This is a genomic window from Spirillospora sp. NPDC048911 (genome assembly GCF_043198015.1).
Classification (GTDB): domain Bacteria; phylum Actinomycetota; class Actinomycetes; order Streptosporangiales; family Streptosporangiaceae; genus Spirillospora.
Genome location: NZ_JBICUD010000001.1, coordinates 1,231,861 through 1,244,350, shown reverse-complemented (window position 1 = coordinate 1,244,350; position 12,490 = coordinate 1,231,861). Strand labels below are relative to the sequence as shown.

General features: G+C 66.3%; 15 protein-coding genes. 10 read left to right on the top strand and 5 right to left on the bottom strand.

Going from position 1 to position 12,490, the window contains the following annotated elements; genetic code table 11:
• Positions 1-38: 38 nt before the first annotated feature.
• The 4 genes from ACGFNU_RS05735 (at position 39) to ACGFNU_RS05720 (ending at position 2,158) form a co-directional block, all read left to right on the top strand.
• Entirely contained in the window at positions 39-293 is a 255-nt protein-coding gene (locus ACGFNU_RS05735) for a hypothetical protein (protein WP_392590504.1), read from the top strand.
• Positions 293-1,369, top strand: a complete 1,077-nt coding sequence (locus ACGFNU_RS05730; RefSeq protein ID WP_392590502.1) for an SAM-dependent methyltransferase — start codon at positions 293-295, stop codon at positions 1,367-1,369. The genes ACGFNU_RS05735 and ACGFNU_RS05730 overlap by 1 nt, the downstream gene beginning before the upstream one ends.
• On the top strand, positions 1,366-1,758 hold the full coding sequence (locus ACGFNU_RS05725) for a hypothetical protein (RefSeq protein WP_392590500.1): 393 nt from the start codon (positions 1,366-1,368) through the stop codon (positions 1,756-1,758). The genes ACGFNU_RS05730 and ACGFNU_RS05725 overlap by 4 nt, the downstream gene beginning before the upstream one ends.
• Before the next feature lie 148 nt (positions 1,759-1,906).
• Positions 1,907-2,158 (top strand): hypothetical protein, encoded by a 252-nt coding sequence (locus tag ACGFNU_RS05720; protein ID WP_392590498.1) that lies wholly within the window; start codon positions 1,907-1,909, stop codon positions 2,156-2,158.
• Here ACGFNU_RS05720 and ACGFNU_RS05715 read toward each other — a convergent pair.
• Positions 2,155-2,328: a three-helix bundle dimerization domain-containing protein gene (locus ACGFNU_RS05715; protein ID WP_392590497.1), complete on the bottom strand. Its 174-nt coding sequence runs from the start codon at positions 2,326-2,328 to the stop codon at positions 2,155-2,157. The genes ACGFNU_RS05720 and ACGFNU_RS05715 overlap by 4 nt on opposite strands.
• 132 nt (positions 2,329-2,460) lie before the next feature.
• Here ACGFNU_RS05715 and ACGFNU_RS05710 point away from each other — a divergent pair, with 132 nt between their 5' ends.
• Entirely contained in the window at positions 2,461-3,207 is a 747-nt protein-coding gene (locus ACGFNU_RS05710; protein WP_392590496.1) for a DUF6879 family protein, read from the top strand.
• On the opposite strand, the gene ACGFNU_RS05705 is transcribed toward ACGFNU_RS05710, so the two are convergent.
• The gene (locus ACGFNU_RS05705; protein WP_392590494.1) at positions 3,192-4,067 is read right to left on the bottom strand and encodes a helix-turn-helix domain-containing protein; all 876 of its coding nucleotides are present in this window, start codon (positions 4,065-4,067) and stop codon (positions 3,192-3,194) included. The two genes, ACGFNU_RS05710 and ACGFNU_RS05705, sit on opposite strands and share 16 nt — an antisense overlap.
• A gap of 219 nt (positions 4,068-4,286) precedes the next feature.
• On the opposite strand from ACGFNU_RS05705, the gene ACGFNU_RS05700 reads away from it, so the two are divergent.
• The 5 genes from ACGFNU_RS05700 to ACGFNU_RS05680 all read left to right on the top strand — a co-directional run bounded on the left by ACGFNU_RS05700 (position 4,287) and on the right by ACGFNU_RS05680 (position 7,397).
• A complete protein-coding gene (locus tag ACGFNU_RS05700; protein WP_392590493.1) occupies positions 4,287-4,670 on the top strand; it encodes a hypothetical protein in 384 nt (127 codons plus the stop codon).
• Positions 4,667-5,026: a hypothetical protein gene (locus tag ACGFNU_RS05695; RefSeq protein WP_392590492.1), complete on the top strand. Its 360-nt coding sequence runs from the start codon at positions 4,667-4,669 to the stop codon at positions 5,024-5,026. Before ACGFNU_RS05700 ends, ACGFNU_RS05695 begins: the two co-directional genes overlap by 4 nt.
• A gap of 179 nt (positions 5,027-5,205) precedes the next feature.
• Positions 5,206-6,330, top strand: coding sequence for a radical SAM protein (locus tag ACGFNU_RS05690; protein ID WP_392590490.1), 1,125 nt, complete (start codon positions 5,206-5,208; stop codon positions 6,328-6,330).
• Entirely contained in the window at positions 6,318-6,446 is a 129-nt protein-coding gene (locus ACGFNU_RS05685; RefSeq protein WP_392590488.1) for a hypothetical protein, read from the top strand. The genes ACGFNU_RS05690 and ACGFNU_RS05685 overlap by 13 nt, the downstream gene beginning before the upstream one ends.
• A 78-nt stretch (positions 6,447-6,524) precedes the next feature.
• Positions 6,525-7,397, top strand: a complete 873-nt coding sequence (locus ACGFNU_RS05680; protein WP_392590487.1) for a GNAT family N-acetyltransferase — start codon at positions 6,525-6,527, stop codon at positions 7,395-7,397.
• Between the two features lie 132 nt (positions 7,398-7,529).
• Here ACGFNU_RS05680 and ACGFNU_RS05675 read toward each other — a convergent pair whose 3' ends face one another.
• The 3 genes from ACGFNU_RS05675 to ACGFNU_RS05665 all read right to left on the bottom strand — a co-directional run bounded on the left by ACGFNU_RS05675 (position 7,530) and on the right by ACGFNU_RS05665 (position 12,229).
• A complete protein-coding gene (locus ACGFNU_RS05675; protein WP_392590486.1) occupies positions 7,530-8,822 on the bottom strand; it encodes a BTAD domain-containing putative transcriptional regulator in 1,293 nt (430 codons plus the stop codon).
• Positions 8,823-10,239: 1,417 nt separating this feature from the next.
• Positions 10,240-11,424, bottom strand: coding sequence for a helix-turn-helix domain-containing protein (locus tag ACGFNU_RS05670; RefSeq protein WP_392590485.1), 1,185 nt, complete (start codon positions 11,422-11,424; stop codon positions 10,240-10,242).
• Positions 11,411-12,229, bottom strand: a complete 819-nt coding sequence (locus ACGFNU_RS05665; RefSeq protein ID WP_392590484.1) for a hypothetical protein — start codon at positions 12,227-12,229, stop codon at positions 11,411-11,413. Before ACGFNU_RS05665 ends, ACGFNU_RS05670 begins: the two co-directional genes overlap by 14 nt.
• Positions 12,230-12,490: the final 261 nt, after the last annotated feature.

Sequence of the window (12,490 nt, the reverse complement as noted above, 5' to 3'; positions counted from 1 at the left end):
TCCGGCTCCAGGATTGGGCGCGGTTGCGCTGCGAGGAGTTGCGCGAGCGCTACCCGGCCTGGACGGTTGTCGGTGCGCCGACCCGATTCATGGCCTGGCGTGCGGGTGGTTTCGAAGCCGCCGCCAGCACCCCCTCAGCGCTGGAGGCTCAGATCATCGGCTTCGGACAGCGCATCGCGGCTGCCGTCAAAGCCGAGGCCGAAGCGCAACCGGTGGTCCGGCTCTACGTCCTCGCGCAAGCACAAGCTGAGCCGGTGTCTCAGTTTTGCGGCTTGGAACGAGAGGGCGACTGATGACCGGCCCGTCCAGCGATCGGTTCCCGGACGAGCCCAGATCCGGGTCCGAGCAGCAGCAGCCGGATCCGCTGGTGCCGTGGGCAGCCACGCCCGACGACGCGCGGTTCTGGCGCAATGTGATCACGGAGGTGCTCGACGTGGAGACGACGCCGCCGTCGTGGGCGCGGGTATTGAACGCGCTGCGCTGTGGCAACGACTGTTTGCCCGTCGACATCGCGTTCGTGGACCGTACCGGCGCCGTGGATGAACTGGCCGATATCGCCTATGCGTGCTTGGGCTTCCGCAACCGAGTCGCCTGGCAGCTGGTCGTCGGGTGCGGAATCCGCCAGCTGCTGGTGATCGGCACGGATCTCCGGGTGTCCTGGACCGCCAACGTGCACTCGCACGTCAACCTGAGCCACTTGGAGCAGCCCTCACAGCCGGTGCGGGTGCTGTACGTCGACGACGATCCGTTCGTCCTGGGCAAGGCCCGAGCCTGGTCGGTCGAAGGCAACCCAGATCCACACCACGTCCGGCGGGCCGCTGTAGAGGACCCGCAGCAGATCATGCGGGCCGCCGCTGACACCTTCGACCTCAGTCAGCCGGTCGGCGTGCTGTTTCTGTACCTGGAGCGCTATGACAACGCCACCGCCGCGCACCTGACCGGGGAACTGGCCCGTCAGCTGGCACCGGGCAGCTATCTGGCGCTGGCCGGCATCACCGCCAAAGAACACGGCCCGGCGCTGCGGACGATCGCCCCGAAGCTGGCGCCGCTGCCCATGGTGGTACGCGACCCTGCCGATTTCCTGGATCTGTACGGCAGTTGGCAGCCGGTGACGCCGGTGGCGCCGCGGCACGTCTGCCAACCCGAGCCCGCGGCCACCGACCCCTTCACCCAGCTGATGCTGACAACGCTCGACGACCCGCTGGTCGAGGTGTGGGGCGGTGTCGCAACCCTGCCCGACAGCTGGCCATCGCCCTGGCACAACGACGACCGCGTGACCACCATGGCGCCCGCCGCCCGTCCGTCGGCCGCGTTGGTGGACGGCTGGGCCGGTGTAGGCGTCAAGCCAGATCAGGCAGAGCCGCGATGACCGACAAACCCATCCATCACCCCTTCCGCCTCTCCCACGCCCAGGCCGACATCGCCGCCGAGTACGCGCACCGGCTAGCACGGCGGCTGAGCGCCTACCCCAGCGTCACCGCCACGGTGTTCCGCAGCCCGCAGGGCCCGCCCGAGGTATCGGTCCGCGTCCAGATCACCTCCGGCAAGGTCCTGGTGGGGCTGCGCGTGCACGTGTGGCCCAGGCACGACAACGGTGATCTGTCGTGGTACCGAGAGCGACGGGCAAGGGGCTGCGTCCGCACCTACTTCCAGTACGTGCGGCTCCTCGCGGAAGCCGAGCTCGACCCCCTAGCCGCAGACTTGGTCGGCAGTCTCCAGCGGCGCGCTGCAGCCACCGCGGCAGGAGCTCAATCATGACCTCCACTTCAGCGTCCCAGCCCAGCCCGCAGCCACTCGAGCCCTACCCGAACACGCTGGCCTGCTCCACGGCGCCGACGCCGGTACGGCCGCTGGGGTGGTGTCTTCATCAACGCGCTGCGGCTGTGCCTGATCGAAGGAGCAGACGATGCCGGTTGAGTGGTCGCGCCATCCCATGTGGACGCAGGCGGGGTGGCGACCCGGGCGGCATCGCAAGCCGCGCACCGTGGCGCAGATCTACACCACGGTGGCCAGCTGGCAACTACTCACCGAGTCCGGCGACGACCTCACGCTCGCCCAACATCCTCCGCTACCGCCCAGCTGGGCCACCGATCACACCGCCAAGCACGCTTCCCGCACGACCGCGCTCGCCTCGTCCCCCCGGCACCGCAAACGCTAGCCGTGCCGCGACAGCCAGCCGTCTGATGCTTGGAGTTGGTCGCGGGCCATACGCCCAACCAGGATCGGCGCAAAACCGCGGATCGGCCTTCTGTCGAAGCGGTGATGAGCGGTGGTGACCGCTTGGACGACTTGGTCGTCGGGGTATGGCCGCGCACCCGCATGGAGCACAGGGTGTAGCGCCTGCTTGTTCAGTACGCATGATTCCTCGACTGCATCGGTATCACCCAGTGCCGCCCTTGACCCGGTACGGGGGCCGGGTGAGGGTCGGACCGGTGGCAATCTCACGAACTGGAGGCACTCATGGTGGATTTCGTCGGCGGCGACCCGGAGTCACAGACTGGCGAGTGCCCGGCGGTGTGGGGTGCGCCCGGTGGCGCCTTCATCAGAGGCAAGACCGTTACCGACCCTGAGCTGATCGGCGACTTCAATGTCGACATTGGCAAGGGTGAGGATGAGACCGACGTGTGGGTGCCGGAGCGGCTGTTCCCCGCGCTGCGCGAAGTCGTCGACGGCACGTACACCGAAGGTCGGCAGGGGCCGGGCAAGCCGTCGCTGAAGTACCTGTTCGAGGGCTGCACCCGATCAGCGATCCGGCTGGAACTGCGTGACGCCTACGACCCGAATGCCGGCGGGTTCGCCGAGTGGAGGGCCACCGGTGACACCTCGGCTTTCGACTGGGGCGACTGGTTGGACATTGTCGGTGACGCCACCGCGCGTGGCGTGCAGATCCGTCGGGTGCGGATCGTGAGTGAGCCGGTGTCGGAGTTCATCAAGTGGGAGCACGCGTGCACCGACGAGAACGTCAAGGCAGGTGAGGACATCCGCTGGCTGCCGCGGCATCAGGCGGTTGATCTCCTGCTTCCGTCCGCCGATCTGTGGATCTTCGACTACCGGCTCGTCCGGTGGAACTTCCAGAGCGGCGAGGGCGCCAATATGCCCGAGACCGCCACGTTCAGTTCCGATCCTCGCCTCATCCGCGACATCGCCGGGAGCTTCGCCATGGCGTGGGAACGGGCTATCCCGCACGCCGACTACCGGCCGTCCTGAGCCAGCGCGGCGATCGCGGCCTCGACGAGCGCCCGCGCCGGGTCGCCGACCACCGCGAGGTTGCTCAGCCGATTCCACGCCTGGCGGTACATGGCGACCTCGGCGGGGTGTGTGAGCCGTAGATAGCCTGACAGCAGCTCGATGGTGACGGTGTCCTCGTCGATGATCTCGAACGCCTCGCGCACTCGGTATCCTCCCCGGTCCGCGCTTTGGGGGATCACCCCGAACGACACCGACGGCAACCACATGACCTCCATCAGGTGGTGGAGCTGCTGGCGGTGCACCTCGGCTCCGAACATCCGGTACCGCAGCGCGGCTTCCTCCACGATGAACGCGAACCGCCGATGCGTTCGCAGATATCGGCTTCGGCTGAGGCGTTCGGTGACGGCCTCGGCCACGTCGTCCACCGCGAGCCGCCGCTCCTCACGCACACCGCGCAGTACGCCGGTCACATACGCCTCGGTCTGCAAAAGCCCGGGGATCACCTTGGTCTGGTAGCTGCGCCATCGGCTCAACTTCTCGAAGGTGTCACCGACGCCGAGTTTCTGGGTCGGGTTCAAGCCCGCTTGATGGGTCTCCTCCCGGTAGGAGGTCCACATGCGCGCGGTGTTGGCCTGCTCGGCGAGCAGTTCGGTCAGCAGCGCGTCGGGGGCTTCACAGATCCGGCACCACAGCCTGATGTGGTCGGCGGTGATGGTGCGTTTCCCGCCCTCAACGATGCTGACCATCGCCGACTGGCTCCAGCCGGCTCGGCGCGCGAACTCCACGCCGGTGAGGTCGGCGTCGGTGCGCATGCGCCGCAGTTGTTGCCCGAGCCGCTGACGGGCTTCCTGGGCGCTTGATGAGGGTGAGGTCGACATCAGTGCTGATCCTGGCGTATTCAACCGAAGCGGCTGGGAGGGATTAGCAGGGTTTAGCATGCCCGCGGCACGCCCTGGTGCTAAAGACTGCTAAACCCTTGGACCCGCAGGCCACAGCGGGTGAACCCTCGGTATCAGAACGAATCTGAACGCTTCTGAACATGCCCCAGGGGGCAGCCGACGGCTACGCCCTGGTCGTCGACGAGGAGTGATCGACCGATGGCCTTGGACGCACCGCGCCGGACCGACCTCCCGCAAGGTGACGAGATCGCCCGGCGCGAGGACTCGCGCGATCACAAGAGGGCGGCACGTCTGCGGCTGCTCACCCTCGCAGCCGACCTGGACGATGTCGGCGTGCACACCCGGATCATGGAGCACCACGAGCACCCAGTGGTGCTGCGCTGTTGGAACCCGGATCTGATGCGCAGGGCCCGAGAAGTGATCTGCGTCCCCGACGGCGCTCACGGGCCGCGCGCCTGGGAGTTCCAGTACCTGCTTCCAGTCGGCAAGACCATCGCCGATGCGACACATGCCCTGCAACCCGGGACGGCGACGGAGGCGGCCGGGAAGGTCCGCGACGAGTTGAAGGGTGCCGGGGTGTGAAGATGCTCATCCCCCGTGGCGACGAGATAGCCGCTGCCGAGCGGGCGGTGCGCCCTCGTGCAGCGCTGCTGGCGCTGGCGTCCGAACTGGACGAGGTGGGGATTCGGTCAAGGCTTGCCGACGACGGTCTGCCAGTAGACGGAGTTCTCCCGGCGGTGTTGCGGTGCTGGAACCCAGCCGGCACAGCTTCGATTCTGATCGCCTGCCTCTGGGATGAGGCCATCGGGTTGCGGCTCCGGCGCCTCCCGTCCGGCAACGACCTCGGTGACGCCGCCGCGATGCTTCAGCCGGGCGGCCCAGTGCGTAGGGAGATCGCCGCGATGGTCTCGGCGATGACCGAGGCAGAGGGGCAATGACGACCCAGAAGCCACGCGGGCGCAGTAGGAGCTACGCGCGCGTTCTGCTCGTCGTGTCCACCGCGCCACCGTGCTCGTCCTGATCTGGAAACAGCAATGAATCTCAAGCCCGGCGGACAGGAGACGCCATCCGAAGCTAACCACCCGCCCGCCCCTGCCAGCCCTGCGAAGGAGTCGCTGTGCATCACCTGGTCGCGAGTCCGACCAGCGGAGACCACGTCGTTCTCCGTCCCGGTTCTCCCAAGGCCCTGCGCATTGGCGCGAGCCGCTTCAAGGACTTGTCCACCGCTGTCGAATGCCCCGCCTGGCTCGTGGAGGCCGGACGGAACCTGTGGGGCTTGAACCTGGCGCAGGTTCCACTGTCAGGAACAGTGCTGGTGCGAGAGCCGCAGCCCTACGGGTGGATCCGGGCCACCCACGAGGTCAATCTCGGCTGCAACTACGACTGCGAGCACTGCTACCTGGCCACCAAGCAGTTCTCGGGTATGGAACTGGACGACCGGATGCGGATGCTCCAGATCCTCCAGGACGCCGGTGTGCTCTGGTTCCAGATCACCGGCGGTGAGCCTCTGGTCGATCGCTACTTCCGCGAGGTCTACACCAAGGCGTGGGACCTCGGGATGATCATCAGCATCCTGTCGAACGGGTCCCGGCTGCACGATCAACGGATTCTGGAGCTGCTGGACGCCCGCAAACCCCAGACGATCACGATCAGCGTCTACGGCGCGTCCGAGACCACCTACAACGCCCTCACCCGCACCAGAGGGGCATGGAACACGTTCATCAAGGGCATCCAGGCAGCCCGGGAAGCGGGCCTTTGCCTGCGAGCAAGCCTGATCGTGACCAAGCACAACGCTCATGAGCTGGATGAGATGCGCGGCCTCGCCGAGCGCTGGTTCGAGTCCTACGACGAGTATCCGATCATGGGGCCGACCATCTACGGCGGCCCGGAATCGATGTTCTCCCAGTCGTATGAGCATCTACGCAGCCGCAAACCGTTCACGGGCTGCAACGCCGGAACAACCTTCTTCCACGTCGATCCACACGGTCACGCCAGCCTGTGCAAGATCGGCCGGGACCCTTACGTGGACATCCTCACCGAAGGCGTGGAAGGGCTTAAGCGGCTCAACCAGATCGCGGACGTCGAGCTTCAGCGGGCCGGTGCGTGCACCGGCTGCGGCATCCAGGCCAGCTGCGGCGTCTGTCCGCCGCAAGTCAAGCTCTACCGCCAGTCAAAGGCCCCGCTGGCGACCTATTGCCAGCACGGCAAAGACCGAGAGGAGGTAGTCAGGTGGCTGTTGTAGACGTTCAGCTCACCCCGCGTCCGTTGGCCGACGACGAGGTGCGGGAAGCCGACATCGACGACGTGATGGCCGACGACACGTGCTCGTGCTCGGCCGGCGACGACAACCCGCACTGATCGCCCACCCACCACAGGCCCCGACGTGTTCCCGCGTCGGGGCCTGTTGCTGCTGTGGTCTTGGTTAACCTGCGGGCTATGCGATTGCGGTGGGACTGGCTCAGCCCAAGAATCTCAGCACCGTACATCCCTACGCTGGGAGTAGTCGGCCCTGGCTGCGTCTCCGCAGACCTGTTCGAGGCCGTGCTCGACGTCGCAGATACCGGACGATTTCTCCCCTGGGACAAAGATCAGCGCTGGTCAGACACCAAGGACGAACGTGTCCTGCCGTCCGAGATCGTCCATGATCCCGACCGGACGTTGATCCCCTCGCTGTCACTGCGCGGCCGCGGCCTGATCAAGCTCTACTGCTACGGCCCACCTCCGGCCCTTCACCAGACTGCAGAGCAAGCGGCCAAGCTCGCCGCCACCTACCGAGCCCACGGCGGCGCCAAACTGATCTGGTGCGACGACCACGCCGACGACGCCAAGAGCCGACTGATGCTCAAGGAACTGAGCGTCGACGACTCGCGCAACGACAACCAGATCACCGAACTCCGCCACTGCGCAGCCGCCGACACCTTCAACTCCTTCGCCGAAGAAGCCGACCAGGCCGGGGAAGGCGGATTCTTGTTCCTGCTCCAGCGAATGAGGGACGGCCACGACGACGGCACGACCCTCGTAGCGGTCCAGGACGGACGCATCGCAGGCGCGGTCGGCCCGCTGTCCACAATGGATGACGCCGTGCGGGTACGGCACCAACCGCCGCAGTACTTCACGGTGCTGCCCCGATATCGAGGCCGGGGCCACGGCCGCCGACTGTGGCAGGCATCCATGGCATGGGGCTGGACCAACGGCGCCCGCTACAAAGCGCTCCAAGCCGCATCCGGCTCGCCCGCCGAACGGCTCTACCTGAGTGAGGGCCTGCGAACTCTCGGATTCCTCCACGAAGTGACCGTGGTAAGTCCGTAGGCCACACCGCAGGCGCTTTCGTCCGCGCTGCGGGCCCCCGACGAGATCACCAAGGCGCTGAGCCTCTGCCGTTCCGCAGCGCCGATATGCCCGCATCCCACACGCAGGTGACCGCGCGGCCACGAGATGAACTCATGATGCCGTGAGGCGCTGATAGACCTCGGTGGTCTGGGGTTGCATACGGGCCTTCCGGGCGGTGAGAGTTTCGGCGAGCCGCTCGTAGCAGAGCTGGGCGGCTTTGATCCGGCCCATGTCGGCGTACAGGTGCATCCGGCGGCGGCAGATGTGCTGATCGGTGGGCGCGATCTCGGCAGCCTTGTCCAGGCGCAGCACAGCGAGGCCGGGGTCGTCTTCGAGGTCGGCCAGTTGGTCTAGGGCGTCCAGGAGGTCATGGCCGATCTTGCGGGATGCCGCGCGGGCCCACGAGTGCGGCACGTCCCGCAGGTACGGTCCGGCCCACAGGTCGACGGCGGTCGTGAGCAGGGCGCGCTTCTCGTGTTCCTCCGCGGTGGCGAGTTTGCGGTGCAGGTCGCGGAACTGCCAGACGTCGACGCTGTAGAGATCGGGGTTGATCATGAGGCCGTGGTTGTCGGCGCTGAGGATCACATCACCCTGGTCCAAGGGCAGATCGAGCGCGGTCCGTAGCTTTCTGCGGGTGCTCTTCAACAGGTTGTTGACACGGTCGGGGCTGACCTTCTCATCGCCCCAGAGCATCGTCTTGATGTCACCGCGGGCGAGCCAGTGAGATCGGTGCTCGGCCAGCAGGCCAAGGAGCGCTTCCACGTCACCGGAGGGGCTGACGCGTTCGCCGGGTCCGGTGACCTCGCTGCCGCCGAACAGGCGGATCAACCCCAGAGCCATCCGCTGCGAAGCGGAGGCTACGGCTGGTATGGGCGCGGTTTGCGCACTGGCGGTGGTCATGGGGACGAGCCCGACACCCAAAGCGGTCAGCTTGCGGGCCACATCCTGGAGGTCCACCGTCGTCAACTGCAGCCCGAGCAGACCTTCGGCAGCCGTTCCGACGGCGTCGACAACAAGGGCGCTGTCGTCAAGGGTCAGGGTGGTGCCGCGTGGCCAGTCCCCAAGCATGAGACCGCCGATCGCCATACGGGCTCCGCGCTGGAGTTCGTAGCTTGCGCGAGTCGCCTGCTCCAGCGGATCGAGCACGAACACCAACGGTGTCACCTCGGCATTCTCAACAGATTCCGCCGAGACGTCGTCAAGGTCGAACTGTTGCGTCCGGGCGGTGCGGTCGACGATTGCGGCGCCGACATGGTTGAGGGCATGTGTGACCGTGGGTGCCACATACAGTCCGGGGAGAGCGGCCTGCGTGACACGGCGGGCGGCGTCTTCGCCGAAGAGGCGAACCAGATCATCCTGGGTGGTGACGGCGTGGATGAGGCCAAGGGCGACGTCGCCGAGCACCTGGACCAGCAAAGCCCGTCCGGCGCCGTCCGCGCCTTGTCCGATCAGGCCCAGGCCCCCGGCCCGGACCAGGTCGACTTTGACCTGGACGTCGGCACGTTGCCCGAGCGCTACCGCGACCGTCCCGAGGGATCTCTCCTCGCGAACGTCCTCCTTCGCGGAGAGCGGCGCGGGGCAAGTCGTCGAAGCTCCACGGCGGCCATGCCTGACCGAAGTCTTCCGCCGCCGGACCACGCCCCCAACCACCGCCGAGTTCAATCGGTGGCGGGCCAGTACCCACACACCAGCAAGGCCCACCACAGCGCCGCCCAGCCAAACTCCGGCCAGTCCCGGGGCCCCGTCCCATGAGTTTCCGTAGGCGACCGGGCGTGTCTGCACCGATGGAGACGCCACGGCCGGCGGAGTCGCCTCCTTCGGCGGAGAGAGCCGAACTGACCGGGGTGCGCCAACCGTCGCCTTTGGGTTGTCCTGCTTGGGCACGTTCCGGGGCCCTACGCCCTTCTTGGGTGCGATTTCTGCAGGTGCGATATGCGGATGACCAGATTTCTTTGCAGAAGACGCCCGCTTATGCGGGGTGCCCCTTGTCCGGCCCGGCTTGCTTGCCGTCGTGGACTTGCGGGGCGCGCCGGCGCCGCTCCCACTTTGAGAACTTGAGGAGTTCGGGAAGGAGTTCTTCATCACCCAGCCCATGTCCGGGCTGCTCGACCCCTGTTGCTTGGCGAGGTTCCGGCAGAGCGCGTCGCCCTTTCCGTAGACCTTCTCCGCTGCACCCTTCAAATCAACGCAATCACGACGCGCGGCCGCACCGACTGGTGCGACAGCCACGATGACGAGGCCCGCGGCCCCCACAGTTGACAGAGCCCGGGGGACCCACGAGATCCCCCGCCGCGAGTCGGCGCGCGCTGCCTGAAGTCCACCCATCGCTTCCCCTGTGTCCGCATCATCACGCATCTTCATCGCGCATCGACTCGGCACACGAACCATGGCGAAGTCGGCACAGCTCAAGGATCAGTGGCCTGAACTGCCGGGATGGGAGCGACACCCCCAAAGTAGTTACAGAACTACGAATAAGAACTTGAGACGCGCAGGCTGCACCAGCCTTGCGCCGACCTGCTCCAGCTCCGTCTGGAATCTCCCGCTCCTGGCCGCCGGCCGCGCCGGATCCACCAGTTCGGCTTCTCCGTCGCCGCTGCCTCGACCTGGACGCCGCCCTCACCTGCCTCATGCTGGTCCCAGCGCTAATGCGGCTCCTGGTTCGCTAGAACTGGCGGCTTCCAGAACCGTTCGCAACCAGAGCATTCGCTACCCGAGGACTCGGCATCGCCCTCAACCCATGACGATCGGCCATCTGCCCATCCCCCGATAAATTCCGAACGCCTCGGGCTGGATCACGGCTATCCGGTCAGGGACTTACGGTTCAAGGGACGAGCCTGAGGGTTGGGCGCTGATCAGGGAGTCCGATCAACTCTCGCACGCGGGGAACGGTCCAGCAGAGCTCCCGCGCGAGGGCAGCCACAGATAGATCCGCTTCGTGGGCAGCAAGCTCGAACGCGTGGGCCAACAGGACCGGCTGCTCTCCTGGATAGCCGACCACGGATTCGCTGGCGAATCCTGGTTGATCGCGTAGGTTGTTCAGGCGCTGGTAGGCCCGGCTGGCAGCGGAATTGGAGAGCAGGCCAAGCTCGCGGCAGCGATAGAGCAACGAGTCCACCGAAACGCCCCAGGTCAGACGCAGCTCGGAGAGTCGTCGGAAGTCCGTTCTGGTGGGAAGTTCGTGAATGATGCTGTCGCGCGGAGTCAAGAACTCTGCGGCGAAAGCATCTGCCTCACGTTCCTGCCGCGTGTCGCCAGATGCCGTGTCACCGTGAAGTACGAGGTGTCCTAGCTCGTGTGCGCCGGTGAAGCGGTGACGGTAGACGTCATCGAATCGGTTGGGCGTCAGCACGATGATGGGGCGAGGCAAGCCTGAGGTAGAGAACGCATCGACGGTCACGGAGTCTTCGTCTTGGCGGGGGAAGGCGACCACGATGCCGTGCGCCTCTAGGTGGCGGACCAGGTGGCTGATCGGCCCGGTGCCCAAGCCCCAATACCTCCGAAGTGCACGCGCGGCCTCGATTGGGTCAGGCGGCAGTTGCTCGCCTGAGGAAACCTCCCCGCCGGCAAACCCAGGTAGGTCAACGGGTGGCAGGTGCACCCGTTTCTCCAGGGCGTAGGTCAACTCCCAGACCTGCTCGACGAAGGCGACTGCCTTGGCCCTCTGATAAGCACGCGCATTGCGCAGGCTACGAAAGTGGGCCTGGGCGCCATCGAGCTTTCCATGCGGTCTTCCGGGCAGGAAGAAGGCCATGGGGACCGACAGCGCCTCAGCCAGCAACGGCACCAGGTCCGGGCGAGGGCTGGTCGCCCCCGCCTCGTACTGGCCTACCGCGGCGGGAGATACACCAATCCGCTCGGCCACTTCCTTCTTGGTAAGAGCAGCGAGTCGGCGCGCCTGTGTGAGCCGCGTCCCCTCAAACGCGTTGGCGATGTCCCTAGGGCTGGCTTGAGACGTGCGGCTGCCGCCGACCGAGTCGAAGATGCGGAGCTGTTCACGGTCCTTCATCGTTGGCAGCATCCTGTGTAGGAGACTCGGCTTCGGTACGTGGCGGGAATGCCTCTTCGTTCTTGACCTCCAGAGGCGGCCGGGCATTGAGCGGCGGTCTGGGCATCGGCCCCTGGTCGAACCTCGGAGTCGCCGCAAGGTCGATCGGGCTCGTGGCCCCGGTGCCTGTGGCAGAGGTCCGCGGGAACGGAATCTCCTCGCAGTGGCGCCACTTCAGCCTGCCGTGCTCGTCCAGCAGCTCTGCTTCTCCCCACCACAGCTCCAGCAATCCAGCCTGAGAGTTGCAGGCATACGGGACGAGGACGAGCGTGGTGTCCTCGGGCAGTCGAGCGAGGCTATCAGCGACGGCCGCCAGCCTCTTGTTTTCCTCCTCATCGGTCGTGGCGAGAGCCAGCTGCACAACAGTCGGCTCGGGACCGAAGGCGTTGAAGAGCACCTTGAGCAGACCAGAGATCTTGGCGTCCCCGCCGATCCGGGCCTTCATCACATTGACCGAGCGGTCCTTGGCGAACTCGAAGGGGAACAGCAGGTTCCCTGACACCACGGTCAACTCGTGGAGCGACCCTTTGGGCCGAACGGTCGTCACATCGGGCATCTCGCTGAACGAACCCTCGAGAGCCTCGTACTTGCGAGACATGAGCGTGAATCCGAACGGATGCTGCCGTCCTGTCCCCGACGCCCCCTGCGCGTCCTGGGCACTCTCGATCGCCTCCGCGACCGACTCACCGACAAGCCGCCGCACAAGAGCAGCGCGCTCCCCGAACCTCTTCTCCGCCCAACGCGAGAGCGGCAGCTCAGCCAGCATGGATCCCCCTCAGGACTTTGGAGCGGGACGCGATCCAGCACCGCTCACTTCAGTTTTCGGCAGACTACTCTCACACAGACTTTCGCGCTAGTCACTCAAACATCACGACACGTCCTCATTCCCTGCAGAACACAGGACGTGCAGTACGGCCTCCGGACACTGGGTGCGGAGTGGGTGAGTGATCAAGAAGTTGAAGATGGCCGACCCCTACGAGTGGATCTGGCGCGACATGGAGTCCGTCTCTGCTGCGGCAAGCGGTAG